Source organism: Glaesserella sp. (assembly GCF_041814905.1).
GTDB lineage: Bacteria > Pseudomonadota > Gammaproteobacteria > Enterobacterales > Pasteurellaceae > Glaesserella.
On the sequence record NZ_JBGXYA010000035.1, the window covers coordinates 1 to 16,313 of the forward strand.

At 42.2% G+C, this 16,313-nt stretch carries 16 protein-coding genes and 1 pseudogene; 5 read left to right on the forward strand and 12 right to left on the reverse strand.

Translation table 11 applies throughout. From position 1 onward, the window contains the following. Positions 1-405, reverse strand: a pseudogene (locus ACEYJ7_RS05155) (phosphoserine phosphatase SerB); the annotation flags it as partial. A 134-nt stretch (positions 406-539) separates the two neighbouring features. On the opposite strand from ACEYJ7_RS05155, the gene ACEYJ7_RS05160 reads away from it, so the two are divergent. Further along, positions 540-1,205, forward strand: coding sequence for a YtjB family periplasmic protein (locus ACEYJ7_RS05160; protein ID WP_373778019.1), 666 nt, complete (start codon positions 540-542; stop codon positions 1,203-1,205). Positions 1,206-1,289: 84 nt separating this feature from the next. Continuing rightward, on the forward strand, positions 1,290-1,508 hold the full coding sequence (gene infA / locus ACEYJ7_RS05165) for a translation initiation factor IF-1 (RefSeq protein WP_077557709.1): 219 nt from the start codon (positions 1,290-1,292) through the stop codon (positions 1,506-1,508). Between the two features lie 39 nt (positions 1,509-1,547). On the opposite strand, the gene ACEYJ7_RS05170 is transcribed toward infA, so the two are convergent. The 4 genes from ACEYJ7_RS05170 to clpP are packed head-to-tail and all read right to left on the reverse strand — an operon-like array spanning position 1,548 to position 4,591. After that, on the reverse strand, positions 1,548-1,709 hold the full coding sequence (locus ACEYJ7_RS05170) for a Trm112 family protein (protein WP_373778020.1): 162 nt from the start codon (positions 1,707-1,709) through the stop codon (positions 1,548-1,550). Continuing rightward, positions 1,690-2,691 carry a tetraacyldisaccharide 4'-kinase gene (gene lpxK / locus ACEYJ7_RS05175; protein ID WP_373778021.1) on the reverse strand — a complete coding sequence of 334 codons (1,002 nt, stop codon included), beginning with the start codon at positions 2,689-2,691 and terminating at the stop codon, positions 1,690-1,692. The genes ACEYJ7_RS05170 and lpxK overlap by 20 nt, the downstream gene beginning before the upstream one ends. Positions 2,692-2,750: 59 nt before the next feature. After that, positions 2,751-4,001 (reverse strand): ATP-dependent protease ATP-binding subunit ClpX, encoded by a 1,251-nt coding sequence (gene clpX / locus ACEYJ7_RS05180; protein WP_373778022.1) that lies wholly within the window; start codon positions 3,999-4,001, stop codon positions 2,751-2,753. After that, positions 4,001-4,591, reverse strand: coding sequence for an ATP-dependent Clp endopeptidase proteolytic subunit ClpP (gene clpP, locus ACEYJ7_RS05185; protein ID WP_373778023.1), 591 nt, complete (start codon positions 4,589-4,591; stop codon positions 4,001-4,003). Before clpP ends, clpX begins: the two co-directional genes overlap by 1 nt. A gap of 106 nt (positions 4,592-4,697) precedes the next feature. Between clpP and ACEYJ7_RS05190 the strand changes: the two genes are divergently transcribed. Then, positions 4,698-5,078, forward strand: coding sequence for a SufE family protein (locus ACEYJ7_RS05190; protein ID WP_373778024.1), 381 nt, complete (start codon positions 4,698-4,700; stop codon positions 5,076-5,078). A 43-nt stretch (positions 5,079-5,121) separates the two neighbouring features. On the opposite strand, the gene ACEYJ7_RS05195 is transcribed toward ACEYJ7_RS05190, so the two are convergent. Together ACEYJ7_RS05195 and fbp are read right to left on the reverse strand one after the other, a co-directional pair. Continuing rightward, on the reverse strand, positions 5,122-6,717 hold the full coding sequence (locus ACEYJ7_RS05195) for an ABC transporter substrate-binding protein (protein ID WP_373778025.1): 1,596 nt from the start codon (positions 6,715-6,717) through the stop codon (positions 5,122-5,124). A 180-nt stretch (positions 6,718-6,897) separates the two neighbouring features. Beyond that, positions 6,898-7,902 carry a class 1 fructose-bisphosphatase gene (gene fbp, locus ACEYJ7_RS05200; protein WP_373778026.1) on the reverse strand — a complete coding sequence of 335 codons (1,005 nt, stop codon included), beginning with the start codon at positions 7,900-7,902 and terminating at the stop codon, positions 6,898-6,900. 121 nt (positions 7,903-8,023) lie between these two features. Here fbp and mpl point away from each other — a divergent pair, with 121 nt between their 5' ends. Continuing rightward, on the forward strand, positions 8,024-9,382 hold the full coding sequence (gene mpl / locus ACEYJ7_RS05205) for a UDP-N-acetylmuramate:L-alanyl-gamma-D-glutamyl-meso-diaminopimelate ligase (RefSeq protein ID WP_373778027.1): 1,359 nt from the start codon (positions 8,024-8,026) through the stop codon (positions 9,380-9,382). 72 nt (positions 9,383-9,454) lie between these two features. On the opposite strand, the gene ACEYJ7_RS05210 is transcribed toward mpl, so the two are convergent. Both ACEYJ7_RS05210 and ubiD read right to left on the reverse strand, forming a co-directional pair. Next, positions 9,455-10,024, reverse strand: coding sequence for an acetate uptake transporter (locus ACEYJ7_RS05210; protein ID WP_373778028.1), 570 nt, complete (start codon positions 10,022-10,024; stop codon positions 9,455-9,457). 117 nt (positions 10,025-10,141) lie between these two features. Next, positions 10,142-11,608 (reverse strand): 4-hydroxy-3-polyprenylbenzoate decarboxylase, encoded by a 1,467-nt coding sequence (gene ubiD / locus ACEYJ7_RS05215; protein ID WP_373778029.1) that lies wholly within the window; start codon positions 11,606-11,608, stop codon positions 10,142-10,144. A gap of 170 nt (positions 11,609-11,778) precedes the next feature. Between ubiD and znuA the strand changes: the two genes are divergently transcribed. Further along, positions 11,779-12,720, forward strand: coding sequence for a zinc ABC transporter substrate-binding protein ZnuA (znuA, locus tag ACEYJ7_RS05220; protein WP_373778030.1), 942 nt, complete (start codon positions 11,779-11,781; stop codon positions 12,718-12,720). Positions 12,721-12,755: 35 nt separating this feature from the next. On the opposite strand, the gene cls is transcribed toward znuA, so the two are convergent. The 3 genes from cls to lpxB form a co-directional block, all read right to left on the reverse strand. Then, entirely contained in the window at positions 12,756-14,219 is a 1,464-nt protein-coding gene (gene cls / locus ACEYJ7_RS05225; protein ID WP_373778031.1) for a cardiolipin synthase, read from the reverse strand. Next, positions 14,216-15,043: an endonuclease/exonuclease/phosphatase family protein gene (locus ACEYJ7_RS05230; protein WP_373778032.1), complete on the reverse strand. Its 828-nt coding sequence runs from the start codon at positions 15,041-15,043 to the stop codon at positions 14,216-14,218. The genes cls and ACEYJ7_RS05230 overlap by 4 nt, the downstream gene beginning before the upstream one ends. Positions 15,044-15,139: 96 nt before the next feature. After that, positions 15,140-16,297 carry a lipid-A-disaccharide synthase gene (lpxB, locus tag ACEYJ7_RS05235; RefSeq protein WP_373778033.1) on the reverse strand — a complete coding sequence of 386 codons (1,158 nt, stop codon included), beginning with the start codon at positions 16,295-16,297 and terminating at the stop codon, positions 15,140-15,142. Positions 16,298-16,313: the final 16 nt, after the last annotated feature.

Below are 16,313 nucleotides of genomic sequence, written 5' to 3' on the forward strand. Positions count from 1 at the left end.
AATACCTTCAGGGGCATTTTTAAGGGTGCCGACACGTTTGCGCAAACTTTGTTCAAAATCCAACTCGCCACGCATTGCACTGGCAGTAATTGCCGAGACCATGTCGCCCGTTCCCGCCAGTTTGGCGATTTCATCAATACACTCGATTTTAATTGCCGTAGAATCCATGTCCATCACCAACAAGCCCGGTCGGTCTAAGTTTGGTTTGATATCCAATAAGCTGAAGTCCACTTGAACGCTTTGCGCTTTTTGGCGTAAACAAGCGGTCACTTTTCCGTCAAAAAATGCAATTTGATAATCGAGATAGTGTGTCATCCCGATTAAAGTTGCTTGGCTGAGTTCGGCAAATTGTGCAATTTGCTCTGTATTGAGAGATTTGGCGTAAATAAAAAATGTGTTTTGCATAACGGTTATTATTTTAAGTGAATAAACTGCACAATCATATTCAAATAACCCTCGGCTGTCCACTCAAGACAAATTATCTATACTCTTATTGATTTACAAGCTAAAATCGCCGTTCCACTGCTGAGGGAATTTTTATGTATATTGCACGTGATAAAGTAGTCAAAATCAGTATTCTTTCCGCTATTATGGTGATCTGCATTGCGATTGTAGGCATTATTTTAACCGGCGTGAATCACTTCAAACTGGGTTCACAACTTGCCAGTATTAACCAAGTATCAAACTTGTCGCATATGCTTGTCCGCCAACAGGCAAAATTGTTCTCAATGATGTTGGTCAAAAATGCCAGTAATGACGAGTTGGTTGAAGCATTGGATACCTTTGCCAAAGAAGATTTCGTGATTGATGCCAATCTCTATTCAGTCTCTGGGATATTGATCGCACAAAGCGACAATGCCCGTCCACTCCAAGTAATATTGTCTCAACATGACGAAACCCATCCGGATACCCAACAAATTGTTGAACCGATCTTCGCCCAACAAGGCTTGGTCGGTTTTTTACGGGTAACTTTCGATTCCCAATACGGGCAAACCACACAAAGTAAAGTAAATGAATTATTCCATCTGTTATACGGTGAATTGGTGATTCTGTTTCTCGCAGGCGGGCTGTTTATCAGCTGTTTTTACTATTTTACTCGTAAACAAACTCATATTGTCAGTTTGCCGATTAAACTTCCAACGGTTAGCAGTAAAACGCAATCGGAACGTTTTCATTCCCGCCGCCGAGCTTTTCGCCGTAAATGATTGTAATTCGGTGCATTGAGAGTATAATATCGCCCGTTTTTGCCACAACGGCATCATATTTAAAAGTAATTCAAAGAGGAATAAATGGCTAAAGAAGATTGCATTGAAATGCAAGGTACAATTTTAGAAACCTTACCAAACACGATGTTTCGTGTTGAACTCGAAAACGGACACGTTGTAACCGCTCATATTTCAGGGAAAATGCGTAAAAATTATATCCGTATATTGACAGGCGATAAAGTTACCGTAGAAATGACTCCATACGATTTAACCAAAGGTCGCATTATTTTCCGCGCAAGATAATCAAAATAAACGGAAACCCCAAAGGTTTCCGTTTTGCCTTTATAATTTCTCTGCTTTTTCAGGTAACAACACCGGAATACCGTTTTCAATCGGGTACGCCAAACCTGCTGTACGACTGATTAAACGGTTATTTTCTTTGTCCCATTCCAATTTTGTATGGCTGATCGGGCAAGCGATCGTATTAAGCAGTTTTTCGTTCATTCTGTTTTCTCACTAAATCCATTATCGGTTCAATTAAACAAGCGGTCTCTTTTTCGGAAAATTTTGCAAAAACCGGTACATACCACCAATTTTGTTGAGCAAAGTGTCGACATTTTACCGCATCCTTTTCTGTCATCAGTAATGGGGTATTTTCGTCTGCCAAGCCGCTAAGTTGGGATACGGTATAAGATTGATGATCGGCAAAGCCCTGTTGTGCTGCCAATGGTATGCCTAGTCCTTCCAACATCGTAAAAAAACGCGGAGGATGTCCGATTCCTGCTATAGCAACACAGGATTGATGCTGAAAATCGCTTAACGGTATTTTTTCGCCGTTTTTTAAGTTAACGGCATAATCGCTGACTAATTCCATCAAATATTCACCTTGCTCTGCCCTACCGCCGTTACAAATTACCGCTTGTACTGATTTTAAACGGCTCGGTAATTCGCGTAAGCTACCTGCCGGCATGACAAAACCGTTACCGAAGCGGCGTATACCGTCAACGACGACCCATTCTATATCGCGCTGTAAAGCGTAATGTTGCAAACCGTCATCGGTAACAATTAAGTCCAAATCAAATTTACTGAGCAGTAGTTCAATACTTTCTCGGCGATTTGGTGAAACTGCAACCGGAGCACCGGTACGTTGGGCAATTAATACCGGTTCGTCACCTAGCTGTTCCGGAGAACTATTTGCAGTAACCAGCTGCGGAAACTTTCGGCATTTGCCGCCGTATCCGCGGGAAATCACGCCGACTTTCATCCCTCGTTGTTGTAGCTGTTCGACCAGCCATATTACCACCGGTGTTTTGCCGTTACCGCCGACAGAAATATTCCCCACCACCAACACAGGAACAGGTGAGCGGTAAGATTTGAGAATATGGTGGCGATATAACCACAAACGAATTTGGCTTATCAGCCAAAATAGCAGTGATAACGGCGCCAATAACCAAGAGATAACGGTTCGGGATTGCCAGATTTCCATGATTAACCTTAACCTGAAGACTTCGCTTGAGATTCTAAATCAAGGCGTTGCCGAGGCGGTTATTCCACCTTCGGCTTTTCACCTTTATCAACACTTGCTTTACCGACAGTTACTTTTTTTGCATTGAGTGACGGCAAATCATACATTGTATCGAGTAAGAGGTTTTCTACGATTGACCGCAAACCGCGAGCACCGGTTTTACGTGAAATTGCTTTTTGTGCGATGGCGACCAATGCTTCTTTAGTGAATTTCAGCTCCACGCTTTCCATTTGAAATAGTGCCTGATACTGCTTGATAATTGCATTCTTCGGCTCAGTCAAAATTTGGATTAACGCTTGTTCATCTAATTCTGAAAGCGGAGTGATCACAGGTAAACGACCAATGAGTTCGGGAATTAAACCGAATTTCACTAAATCTTCCGGTTCAACCTGTTTGAACAATTCTGTCAGTGCTTCACGATCTTTATCTTTTTTCAGCTCCGCACCAAATCCGATACCGCCTTGCTTATTTGTACGTGCTTCAACGATTTTATCTAAACCGGCAAAGGCGCCACCACAAATAAATAAGATTTTCGAGGTATCGACCGGAATAGTTTCCTGTTTCGGATGTTTACGTCCGCCTTGCGGATTGATGTTCGCAACAGTACCTTCAACCAATTTAAGTAATGCCTGCTGCACACCTTCACCCGAAACATCACGCGTCAATGACGGATTTTCCGATTTACGGGTAATCTTATCAATCTCATCAATAAAGATAATACCGCGTTCTGCCTGCTCCGGATCATAATCGCATTTCATCAAGAGCTTTTGAATCACATTTTCCACATCTTCACCGACGTAGCCCGCTTGAGTTAAGGTTGTCGCATCCGCCACGGCAAACGGTACGTTTAAACGGCGAGCGAGACTTTCGGCAAGAAGGGTTTTACCGCTACCTGTCGGACCGATTAATAAAATATTACTTTTACCTAATTCAACGCCATCGGTCTCTTTGTTGCCGGATAGCGCATTGCGCAGACGTTTATAGTGGTTATAAACCGCAACCGACAACACTTTTTTAGCATGATCTTGACCAATCACATAATCATCTAAATGTGCATGAATATCGTGCGGGGTCGGTACGTGTTCAAAAAAACCGTTTTCTTCTTGATCTTTTTCATCAATTAACGGCTCTTCTTCGCCGTTTAACAATGCATAAGACTCTTCGATACACTCGTTACAAATATGCCCTTCGGTCCCCTCAATCAATGCATCAACTTCAGAACGGCGTTTGCCGCAAAAACTGCAATGGGGTTCTTTTTCAAAATTACTCATTATTTATCATCTCTATGCTTAACGACATCATCAATTAAACCATAATATTTCGCTTCGATTGCCGACATAAAATTATCACGGTCGGTATCTTTTTCGACTTTTTCAATCGGCTGACCGGAATGCTCCGCCATACGTTGATTTAACGTATGCTTAATTTGTAGAATTTCTTTTGCGTGAATTTGAATATCCGACGCTTGTCCGCGAAAGCCGCCTAACGGCTGGTGAATCATCACGCGTGCGTGCGGTAAAGCAAAACGTTTTCCTTTAGCACCTGCCGAAAGTAAAAATGCGCCCATTGAACAAGCCTGACCGATACAAACGGTACTCACGTCCGGCTTGATGAAATTCATTGTGTCGTAAATTGCCATACCGGCAGTCACCGAACCGCCCGGTGAATTGATATAAATACTAATATCTTTTTCCGGATCTTCCGATTCTAAAAAAAGTAACTGAGCCACAATCAGATTCGCCATATTGTCTTCGACTTCGCCGCTTAAAAAAATAATACGTTCTTTGAGTAAGCGTGAATAAATATCGTAGGCACGTTCGCCTTTTGAGCTCTGTTCGACAACCATAGGGATAACGCTCATAATTTTTCCTTCTATAAATCTGTAAAAAACGGTCGATTCTAGCAAAATTTAGGGATTGCATAAAGTAGCTATGGGGTTACAATGCCGCAGTTTTAAAAGAGGAAATATGACACTACATGAAATTTACGAACAATTTGCAATTTGCAAATTTTGGGAAGAAAGATACCGCTTGTTAATTCAGCTTAGCCGTAAGCTGAGCAAGCCGGATGAGCAACAATTAAAACACTTGCCGGAAATTGCCGGTTGCGAAAGCCGTTTATGGTTTGCTTTTCAAAAATCACCGCGCCAAATCCATGCTTATAGTGAAGCACGTTTAATGCAAGGATTGCTGTTTATTGTGATCACAGCATTAACCGAAGCCACTGAAGAGACATTGGCACAGTTTGATATTCAACGGTTATTTGACGAATTGCAGATTACCCGCCATTTAACCTCCACGAGATTAAACGGGTTAAAGCAGATTCAGGAAATAGTACGGACGCAATAAAAAATAGCGAGGTCTAAACCTCGCTATTTTTATCCTCAGCGGATTAATCCACCACTTTTGTGCCGTAGAAGTAAGAGTAACCGAACGGGCTTTGTTTGTAGTCCTGAACACGCTTACTCGTCGGTGCAAAGTTAATGGAGTGTGCGACGTTAATCCAAGGCGCTTGCTCTTTTAACAATACTTGCGCTTCTTCATAGATTTTTGCACGCGCAGATTTATCCGATAAACCAATTGCCTTCGCCAATAACGCATCTAAATCCGCATTTTTGAAACGTGCATAGTTACTGATACCGACATTATCGCTACCGAATAGTGGTGACAAGAAGTTATCCGGATCACCGTTATCACCGGACCAACCGTAGGTTCCGGCAGTTAATTCGCCAGCTCTGGTACGTTTGATGTAATCACCCCATTCATAACTGACCAATTCGGATTTCACACCGATTTTTGCCCAATCACTTTGAATTAATTCCGCCATACGGCGCGGGTTTGGGTTAGATGCTCGAACCACCGGCTGAACCCAAATTTGGGTCGTAAAACCGTTCTCTAAACCTGCTTCTTTAAGCAGTGCTTTTGCTTTTTCAGGATTATATTCATAACCGGTAATTTCATTGTTATAACCCCAAATTGTTGGTGGTAACGGATTTTTCGCAGCCACCCCCGCACCACGATAAACCGCATCAATGATCGCATTTTTATCTACGGCGTAGTTTAATGCTTGGCGAACTTTAACATTATCAAACGGTGCTTTTTCAGTATTAAACGCGATATAAGCAATATTTAAACCCGGTTGAGAAAGTAAATTAATTTTCGGATCGGTTTTCATTTTTTCTAGATCCGCTGCATTTGGGAAGTCCATCATATCACAGGCGCCCGACTGTAATTTAGCATAACGGGTCGTTGCATCCGGTACGATATCGAAGATTAAACGGTCGATATCCGCCTTGCCGTTCCAGTAATCTTTGTTGGCTAAGAAACGGATACGTTGGTCTAATTGGTAGCCGGAGAAAACGAACGGTCCGGTACCGATCGGGGTGGTATCAATGACTTCAGGCGTGCCGGCTTTCAACATTTTGTCGGCATATTCCGCAGAATAGATCGAAATAAAGTCCATACCTAAACTGGCCAAGAAAGTTGCATCTTGGCTATTTAACGTAATTTTCACCGTATGATCGTCAACTTTCTCAACAGATTTCAGTAATTTCGGGAATTTCATTGCGTTAAAGTACGGGTAAGTTGCTTTAGAAACACCGTGATACGGATGGTTAGGATCCAACTGGCGTTGGAAAGAGAACACTACATCGTCTGCGTTAAAATCACGACTCGGTGTAAAATCTTTATTTGAGTGGAATTTCACACCTTTACGCAAGTTGAAAGTGTAAGTTAAACCGTCATCGCTGATAGTCCAGCTCTCAGCTAATGCCGGCTCGATATCCGTCGAACCACGTTTAAACTCAACTAAACGATTGTACACTTGCTGCGAGCTTGCGTTATAAGAAATCCCGTCCATCACTAATGCCGGGCTAAAACCGGTTGGCGAGCGACTGACACAGTTAACGAACGTTTTATCCGCAGCTTGTGCAACGCCTGATACTAAAAGAGTTGCGGCGATTAAAGAAAATTTGGTATTGAGTTTCATAGTGTCTCCAGATTGAAATTTTCAAATAATTCAAACAAAATTCGGTAAAAGATACCGATTATTCCGTTTAAGGTAAAGAACTAATATTCGATGGTTATAACAAAATGCTATAAAAAACAAGAAGTCGGATTTGCAAAATTTTTCACAAATCCGACCGCTTGTCACACGTGAATGACTCAATTAGCCGTTATATTGTTTCATTAACTCACCGGCTTTTTGTACCATGGCAGTCGAACCGACGAAGAACGGCACGCGTTGATGAAGTTCTGTCGGTTGAATGTCCAAAATCGGGTGAAAGCCGTCGGTTGCCATACCGCCCGCCTGTTCCGCCAAAAACGCCATCGGATTGCCTTCATACAACAAACGCAGTTTGCCTTTCGGATAGCTGGTAGACGTCGGATAAATATAGATTCCGCCTTTCAGCAAGTTACGGTGGAAATCCGAGACCAGCGAGCCGATATAACGCGAAGAAAACGGACGACCGGTCGCTTTATCATCTTCTTGGCAATATTTAAGAAATTTTTTCACCCCGTCAGGGAACGTCACATACTGCCCTTCATTAAGAGAATAATATTTACCTTCAAACGGCATTCTCATATTTGGGTGAGAAAGGATAAATAAACCGAGAGACGGATCATAAGTAAAACCATTTACGCCGTTACCGGTCGTATAAACCAACATGGTGGACGAACCGTATGTGACATAACCTGATGCAACTTGTTTACGCCCCGGTTGAAGAAAGTCTTCAATCGTCACCGGCGAGCCAATCGGCGAAACGCGTCGATAAATAGAGAAAATGGTACCGACCGACACATTCACATCAATATTGGATGAACCGTCGAGCGGATCCGTCATTAAAATATATTTTGCATTACGTCCGCGCTCCGTATCAAAGGCAACGAAAGAGTCATCTTCTTCGGATGCAAATCCCGCTACGTCACCACGTGCAATTAATGCTTTTTTCATCGTCTCATTGGCAAAAACGTCAAGCTTCATCTGCGTTTCACCCTGAATGTTTTCGTCACCGGAAACTCCCAAAATATCTTGGGTTAAACCGGCTCGGTTAATATCGCGATGAATAATTTTCGCTGATAAACGGATAGAAGATAAGATACCACTCAGCTCTCCCGTTGCTCCGGGATATTCCGCTTGCCTTTCAACGATAAATTCGCCTAATGTCTTCATTTGTGTCTCCTATTAGCTATTCAAGAACGATTGCTTTATTATATCTGCTAGCCGGAAGGCTCCTGTGAACAAATGTTCGTTTTGTGACATCATTCACATTATTTTTAAATTAAGGATTCAAATGAAACAAAAACATATCCATATTTTAGGTATTTGCGGGACTTTTATGGGCGGAGTGGCGATTATCGCTCGTGAACTAGGTTATAAAGTCACAGGGTCCGATACCAATGTTTATCCTCCGATGAGTACGTTTTTAGCCGAAAGCGGGATTGAAATTATTCCGAACTACGATGTGTCCCAACTACAACCGGCACCAGATTTGGTGGTAATCGGTAACGCAATGAGCCGAGGTAATCTTTGTGTCGAATATGTGTTGAACAACCAATTGAATTTCACCTCCGGCCCGCAATGGCTACACGATCATCTGCTCAAAGATCGCTGGGTATTGGCGGTTTCCGGTACCCACGGCAAAACCACGACAACAGGTATGCTCACTTGGATTTTGGATAAAAACGGTATCGATACGGGATTTTTAGTCGGCGGAGTGTCCGGTAATTTCGGAATTTCTGCCCGAGCCGGCTCCAGTAAATACTTTGTCATCGAGGCTGACGAATATGATTCTGCCTTCTTTGATAAACGCTCTAAATTCGTACATTACAATCCCAAAACCTTAATTATCAATAATATCGATTTTGATCACGCAGATATTTTTGATGATTTACGCGCTATTCAACGTCAATTTCACCATCTTGTTCGGGCAATGCCGCAAAATGGGCGAATTCTTTCTGCAAAAGCCGATCAAAACGTACAAGACACGTTGGCAATGGGCTGTTATAGCGAACTGCAATTTATCGGTAAAGAAAACGAATGGTATGCCGAACCGATTAGTACCGATTGCACTCATTTCAGTGTGTATCATCACGGACAAAAAGCCGGCGAAGTACAGTGGGATATATTAGGTACACATAATATGCATAATGCGTTAATGGCAATTGCCGCGGCACATCATGCAGGTGTTGCCGTTTCTAACGCTTGTGAAGTACTGGCAGGCTTTATCAATGCCAACCGCCGTTTGGAAATCAAAGGAGAAGTAAAGGGTATTACCGTGTATGACGATTTCGCCCATCACCCGACAGCCATTTCCGCCACCATCGCCGCACTTCGTGGTAAAGTCGGTAAAAATCAACGCATTTTAGCCGTATTGGAACCTCGCTCCAATACGATGAAAATGGGCGTTCATAAGGACGAAATCGCACCATCGCTTGCAGATGCCGATGAAGTGTTTGTATTCCAGCCGGAAACGATTCCGTGGCAGGTCAGCGCCATTACCGAAGCGCTCTCACAGCCGGCTCATTGGTCTGCCGATATGGAACAATTTATTGAAAGTATTGTTCAAGCGGCAAAGCCTACTGATCATATTCTCGTCATGAGTAACGGTGCTTTTGGCGGAATTCACGGTAAATTATTAGCAAAACTGTAACCAAAACAAAGCCCCGAAGAACAACGTCTACGGGGCTTAATTTGCAAAATAATTACTGAAACAGACCGCTTGTTAAGCTTTCGGCGCACCGATTGGCAAAACGGTACGACCGAAACTTTCGTTAATAATTTCTGCAGCCGCTAAATAAAATGCCAGCAATGCGGTTAATAACCCGAAGTTGCCGCCGATGTGGGTGAACGTGACATTATGGGTGAAATCGCCTGTCGCTAATAAGTAGAAAGTGATCGTTAGCGATAAGAAGATTGCCTGTAACGCACGCGGTTTGGTTAAGGTTCCGATAAACATCATGAGTGTGAAGGTTCCCCACACTACCAAATACCAGCCGATAAACTCAGGTGATACCGTTGCGCCAAAGAAGGTTTTCAATAATGCAAACGACCACCAAAATGCACCGTAACTGGTGAATGCCGTAAAACCGAAAGTGTTGCCTTTCGAGTATTCAAACATCCCTGCGATCATTTGTGCGGTTCCGCCAAAAGCGAACCCCATTGCAAGCACTAAGCCTACATTATCGCCACTGAATGTGCCGTTATTGATTAAACTGAGTAACCATGTTGTTAATGCAAATCCGCATAAACCTAGCGGACCCGGATTTGCTGTCGCTGAATTTTGAGATGACATCTTGACCTCTATCGTCGAATTTATATGAAGTAAATGAAATAAAAAGTCCTTTGCAAAAAAGGCGTGGCAGTATACCGATTTCAAACCGATATTTCCATCGCAATCCGACCCTTCCCGTTATTCAATCCCCAAACTAGCCCAAATCTCATCAACACGTTTGACGACATCGGGATTTTTGGTAATCGGCGTTCCCCATTCTCGTTGGGTTTCGCCTGCCCATTTATTGGTGGCATCAATTCCCATTTTTGAGCCCAATCCTGCGATAGGCGAAGCAAAATCAAGATAATCAATCGGTGTATTTTCGATTAATGTTGTATCTCTTGCAGGATCGCAACGGGTGGTAATTGCCCAGATCACATCTTTCCAATCTCTCGCATTAACATCATCATCACACACAATCACAAATTTAGTGTACATAAATTGCCGTAAGAACGACCAAACTCCCATCATTACTCGCTTGGCGTGTCCTGCGTATTGCTTTTTGATCGTGACTATCGCTAGGCGATAAGAACAGCCTTCGGGTGGTAAGTAGAAATCAACGATTTCAGGGAACTGCTTCTGTAAAATCGGGATAAACACCTCATTCAAGGCTTCGCCTAAGACCGCTGGTTCATCAGGCGGTCTGCCTGTGTAGGTAGAATGATAGATGGCATCTTTTCGCATGGTGATATGCGTCACGGTAAACACGGGGAAATACTCTTGTTCATTGTAATAACCCGTATGATCGCCGTAAGGCCCTTCCAATGCGGTTTCGTTCAGATCGATATAGCCTTCAAGCACAATCTCCGCACTAGCCGGCACTTCCAAATCATTGCTGATGGACTTCACCACTTCGGTTTTATGTCCACGCAACAATCCTGCAAATGCGTATTCCGATAAGGTATCGGGGATCGGCGTGACGGCGGCTAAAATCGTGGCTGGATCTGCCCCTAATGCGACAGAAACAGGAAACGGCTTATCAGGGTTAGCATCTTTCCACTCTTGGAAATCCAACGCACCGCCACGATGTGACAGCCAACGCATAATCAGTTTATTTTTGCCGATCAACTGCTGGCGATAAATCCCCAAATTTAACCGCTTTTTATAAGGCCCTTGCGTAATGGTTAAACCCCAAGTGACAAGCGGTGCGACATCACCTTGCCAACAGTGCATAATCGGCAGTTGATACAAATCGACATCATCACCCGAGATCACCACTTGCTGACAATCTGCTTTACTCAATACCTTACTTGGCATATTCAGCACTTGCTTCCATTGTGGCAACTGCCCGATCAGATCTTTAAAGCCTTTTGGCGGTTCGGGTTCTTTTAAGAACGCCAACAACCTGCCGAGCTCTCGTAAGGCTTTGGTATCTTCTTGCCCCATCCCCATTGCCACACGTTCCGGCGTACCGAATAGGTTGCACAGTACAGGCATTTTGTAGCCTTTCGGGTTTTCAAATAAGAGAGCCGGACCGCCTTTACGCAAAGTACGATCCGCAATCTCGGTCATTTCTAAATAAGGATCGATCTCTTGAGTAATACGCTTCAGTTCGCCTTTTTGCTCAAGCAGATCGAGAAATTCTCGCAGGTTTTTGTATTTCATTGGATTCTCCACATCATTGGCGGAAGTATAGCAAAATTTTAACGAAATCTAACCGCTTGCAAGCGGTCGGTTTCAGCCAAAATTTTGCAAATATAATACCCATAAAAAAATTATAGAAATTTAATAAAATTCTGATAATATCTCGCCACTTAATTTGAAAGGAGATTGTTATGTTGAGAAAAAGCTTATTAACCTTTGCTCTGTTCGGTGCTGCCACCGTAGCAAACGCCGATGTGTTAACAACGGTAAAACCGCTCGGTTTTATTGCCGATGCAATTACCGACGGTGTGACAGAAACCAAAGTATTATTGCCAGTCAGTGCGTCGCCGCACGATTACAGCTTAAAACCGTCCGATGTTGAACAACTTCAATCGGCACAGCTCGTGGTATGGATTGGCGAAGAGATGGAATCTTTTTTAGAGAAAAGTATTGAGAAACTACCGAAAGAGAAAGTGCTGACACTTGAGAGTGTTGAAGCGATTAAGGAAATTGTCGAACATTCAGGCGAAGAAAAAGAAGAACATCACGATCATAAAGATGATCATAAACACGAACATAAACATTCCCATAACCACGCTCACGATGGGCATAGCCACGACGAAGATTGGCATATTTGGTTATCACCTAAAGCGAGTGAACATATCGCCGAGCAAATTGCCGAGCGTTTAAGTCAACAGTTACCTGAACAAAAAGCAAAAATTGCAGAGAATTTGGCGAATTTTAAAGCGATATTGGCAACAAAAAATAGCGAAATTGTAAAACAGTTAGAGCCTGTAAAATCAAAAGGTTACTACACTTTCCACGATGCTTATGGTTATTTTGAAGATGCTTATGGATTGAAATCATTAGGTTCATTCACGATCAATCCAACCGTTGCGCCAGGGGCGAAAACCTTAAATGCGATTAAGAAAAATATTGCTCAGAATAAAGCACAATGTTTATTTGCAGAGCCACAATTTACCCCGAAAGTGATTGAAAGCTTAAGCAAAGGCACATCAGCAGAAGTAGGTCAATTAGATCCATTAGGGGCGAAAATTGAATTAAGTAAAAATGCTTACCCTGAATTTTTGCAATCGTTGGCGGATCAATTTAGTGAATGTTTAAATAAATAGAGGAAAATAGCCCCGTCGTTTACGGGGCTGTTTTTTTATAATAAAGGGCTAGAGAGGTAAAATAATTTTTCCACAATCCGTTTATATACCGGACGTTTCGCCCAACGCTCAACATCCACCATAGTTGAGGCATCAATGTAGTCGCGCTGTAAAGTGTTAACCTCTCTTGCAAAATCCGCATCATCGACAATCATTGTGACTTCAAAGTTAAGCAAGAAACTACGAATATCCATATTAACCGAACCAATCATCACCAAACGTTCGTCGATCAGAATACTTTTAGTATGTAGTAACCCATCTTCAAAACGGTAAATTTCCACACCCGCTTCCAGTAATTCATCAAAGAAATAGCGACTTGCCCATTCCACCATAACCGAATCATTCCGTTTCGGCACAATAATTTTTACCGAAACACCACGTAAGGCAGCACTTTCTAATGCATTCGCAATCTCAAGACTCGGAACAAAATACGGAGTAGTAATTACAATACTGCTACGCGCAGAGTAAATTGCAGTAGCTAAAGCGCGTGGCATAAGCTCCTTATTTTCATTTGGACCTGAAGGTAAAATTTGTACTGCATGTTGGTTATCCAAATCAACCGGCACATGTTTTTCATCAGGCAGTGGAGGAAGCGCCTCTACTTCGTTTTCAATCTGCCAATCCCACGAATGCAACGCAGCAAGTACCGTTGAAACTGGTCCGTTAATTCGCACCATCACATCAATCCATTGCCCTACATTTTCATCTTGTTTAAAAAAGGCCGGGTCCACCATATTCATACTGCCGGTATAGCCAATATGGTTATCGATGACAATAATTTTTCTATGCTGACGTAAATCAATTCGGCTTAAAAATACTCGCCACAGTTTTACTTTAAAAGATTCTCCAATCTCAATTCCTTCTGCACGCATAGCATGATACTGAGGGCTTCTTAGAAATTCTGAACTCCCGACGGCATCTAATAATACCTGTACATTCACCCCACGCCGTCTAGCATTTTTCAATTCTTCGGCAATATCATCAACCATTCCGCCATTATGCCAAATATAAAATACCATACGAATTTCCGTCTCTGCATTACGAATATCCCGGATAATCTGACGCATAATGGTTTGCGGAGAAGATAAGAGTTTTAACTCGTTACCTGCCACACAAGGAATTTGCAGCTGTTTTTGGCAAAGCTCAAACAAAGCCAAATAACGCCCTGATATGTTTTGACGCAATAAATGCGGATGTTTTTGTAACTGTTTAAACCATTCTTGATAAATCGGTGCCAAGGCTTTTGCCTTTTCCGCATGTTTACGCCCCAAAGTAATTTCACCGAACATTAAATAGAGAATTAATCCAATAATCGGCACTAAGTAGATCAGCATAATCCAAGAAAGTGTTGCCGAATTGGATTGCTTTTTAATCAACAAACGCACGGTAGCCGATGCGATTGCAAACCAGAAAAACAGCGGTGAAATAATCGAAATCACTTGTGCGAAAGTTGTTGTCATGGCTGTTCCAATTTTAGTTTAACAAATAAGGGATTATGGTCTGAACTTGAGGTTGCTTGAGTAGTTGCAGAAACGATAGAAAGCCCTTTCACGAAAATATGATCTAACGGATTATTAAAGAAATGAAGTCGGACATCCGGTTGAAAAACGACTTGCTTAAAACCTTGTGTATCAGCAAGTTCTCTCACCAACGTTAATCGCTCACTATTCCATGTATTAAAATCGCCCGCCAAAATAATCGGACCTTGATGTGCCGCGATTAATTCAAAAGCTTGCGAAAGTTGTTGCCGATAATTTGTCGGATTCCATTCAAAGTTCACCAAATGCAGATTCACCACTAATAATGATTGTCCGTTTGCGAGTGAGTAAGTCGTTGCCGAACCCGTTTTAGGAATCTGAATCCACGGTTCTTTAGTCGTACTACCGCAATAAGTTTGTGGAGCAAAATGCGACAAAGTTCCAATACCGGAAAAAGCATTATGATAGGAAAAACTGGCAGTATAAAGAAAATAAGGGAATGATTGCACCATGAGGGTATTGAGTGCCTGATGACTACTCACTTCCTGTAACAATAGTATATCCGCTTGTTGAGAGAATTGTTCGAGCTGAGCCTGCCAACCAGAATCCATTCCTTTATGGATATTCCAAACTAATAACTGAAGTTCGGACTGTATTATCGGTTGTGTCGGTGTATCAGCATGATAGCACAAGGTGGTTTCATTCTGTTTTAAACGTTGATAATGAATACTTTTTGGGGAAAATAAGGTTATTTTAGGCGGTGTAAAAAAGGTGAAAGAATAATAAAGATAAACACCTGTAGCCATGAGTATAATAAATAAAATAGTGGTAGCTTTTTTCCACATCGACATCAAAACCTGCCTCTTTAAATCGCTTAGCCCCAATACGGCTAAGCGAGAGTGTTAACTATTTAATACATCGACAACAGCTTGAGCCGCCTGCATATCCGCGTTACATTGAATTTGCTGATGCAATAGCATAAAAGACTGCTTTAAATCTTCTTTATTTTGAATATCTTCAGCAGCATCAGAAAAATAGCAACTGAGATAGGCCGACAAATTCTCCGGGTTACATTCTTCTTGAATTAGTTCCGGTACAAGCGGTGCTTTTGCCAACAAATTTGGCAAAGAAATATAGTCGGTTTTTACCAACTTTTTAGCTAACCAATAGGTCATTGGTTTCATTTTGTAACCGACGACCATCGGTGATTTACATAACATCGCTTCTAAAGCAGCGGTACCTGAAGCGAGTAATGTTGCTTCCGCGGCAATCATCGCCTGTCTCGCTTTACCTTTTAGAATAATAACGTCTAATTCCGGTGCAATTTGCGCTTTCAACGTGTCAAATTGAGCAATGCGTTTGTCATTGACTAAAGGCACTAAAAATCGAATATCGGGATATTGTTGCTTTAAAATTTGTGCCGTTTTTAAGAAAGGTTCTGTTAAGAAATTAACTTCACTGGCCCGACTGCCGACCAAAATTGCCAAATAACGTTGTTCTGTCGGGATATTCAATATTTGGCACGCTTCTTCACGATTCGGTTTAAGTGCTATCGCATCTGCCATAGTATGTCCGATAAAACGACACGGCACATTGAATTTATCATAAAACGCTTTTTCAAACGGCAAAAAAGCCAATACTAAATGAGTTGCCCGTGCAATTTTATGAATACGGTTTTGCCGCCACGCCCATACGGAAGGACTAACATAATGAATAGTTTTAATGCCGCTAGCTTTTAATTTTTCCTCTACACCAAGATTAAAGTCCGGAGCATCAATACCGATAAAAATATCCGGTTTTAATTCCAACATCGTTTCAATGACTTGTTTTCGGCGTTTCAATAAACGCGGTAAATGTTTAACGACTTCGGCAATGCCCATCACCGCAAGTTCATCCATATCAAATAAGGTTTCGCATCCTGCCGCTAACATTTGTGATCCGGCAACACCGATAAAACGGGAGTTCGGATAATGTTGTTTTAAGGCTTTGATTAGCCCGGCACCTAAAATATCACCGGAAATTTCACCGGCTACAATCGCAATAGTTGGAGATTGATTCATTTTTATCACGTCCAAA

What these genes read in the sequence shown, in the direction of transcription:
- lpxB (WP_373778033.1), bottom strand. Translation starts at nt 16,297, where the DNA reads ATGAATCAATCTCCAACTATTGCGATTGTAGCCGGTGAAATTTCCGGT.
- cls (WP_373778031.1), bottom strand. Translation starts at nt 14,219, where the DNA reads ATGACAACAACTTTCGCACAAGTGATTTCGATTATTTCACCGCTGTTT.
- ACEYJ7_RS05160 (WP_373778019.1), top strand. Translation starts at nt 540, where the DNA reads ATGTATATTGCACGTGATAAAGTAGTCAAAATCAGTATTCTTTCCGCT.
- clpP (WP_373778023.1), bottom strand. Translation starts at nt 4,591, where the DNA reads ATGAGCGTTATCCCTATGGTTGTCGAACAGAGCTCAAAAGGCGAACGT.
- mpl (WP_373778027.1), top strand. Translation starts at nt 8,024, where the DNA reads ATGAAACAAAAACATATCCATATTTTAGGTATTTGCGGGACTTTTATG.
- ACEYJ7_RS05230 (WP_373778032.1), bottom strand. Translation starts at nt 15,043, where the DNA reads ATGGCTACAGGTGTTTATCTTTATTATTCTTTCACCTTTTTTACACCG.
- lpxK (WP_373778021.1), bottom strand. Translation starts at nt 2,691, where the DNA reads ATGGAAATCTGGCAATCCCGAACCGTTATCTCTTGGTTATTGGCGCCG.
- fbp (WP_373778026.1), bottom strand. Translation starts at nt 7,902, where the DNA reads ATGAAGACATTAGGCGAATTTATCGTTGAAAGGCAAGCGGAATATCCC.
- clpX (WP_373778022.1), bottom strand. Translation starts at nt 4,001, where the DNA reads ATGAGTAATTTTGAAAAAGAACCCCATTGCAGTTTTTGCGGCAAACGC.
- ACEYJ7_RS05190 (WP_373778024.1), top strand. Translation starts at nt 4,698, where the DNA reads ATGACACTACATGAAATTTACGAACAATTTGCAATTTGCAAATTTTGG.
- ACEYJ7_RS05210 (WP_373778028.1), bottom strand. Translation starts at nt 10,024, where the DNA reads ATGTCATCTCAAAATTCAGCGACAGCAAATCCGGGTCCGCTAGGTTTA.
- ACEYJ7_RS05195 (WP_373778025.1), bottom strand. Translation starts at nt 6,717, where the DNA reads ATGAAACTCAATACCAAATTTTCTTTAATCGCCGCAACTCTTTTAGTA.
- infA (WP_077557709.1), top strand. Translation starts at nt 1,290, where the DNA reads ATGGCTAAAGAAGATTGCATTGAAATGCAAGGTACAATTTTAGAAACC.
- ubiD (WP_373778029.1), bottom strand. Translation starts at nt 11,608, where the DNA reads ATGAAATACAAAAACCTGCGAGAATTTCTCGATCTGCTTGAGCAAAAA.
- znuA (WP_373778030.1), top strand. Translation starts at nt 11,779, where the DNA reads ATGTTGAGAAAAAGCTTATTAACCTTTGCTCTGTTCGGTGCTGCCACC.
- ACEYJ7_RS05170 (WP_373778020.1), bottom strand. Translation starts at nt 1,709, where the DNA reads ATGAACGAAAAACTGCTTAATACGATCGCTTGCCCGATCAGCCATACA.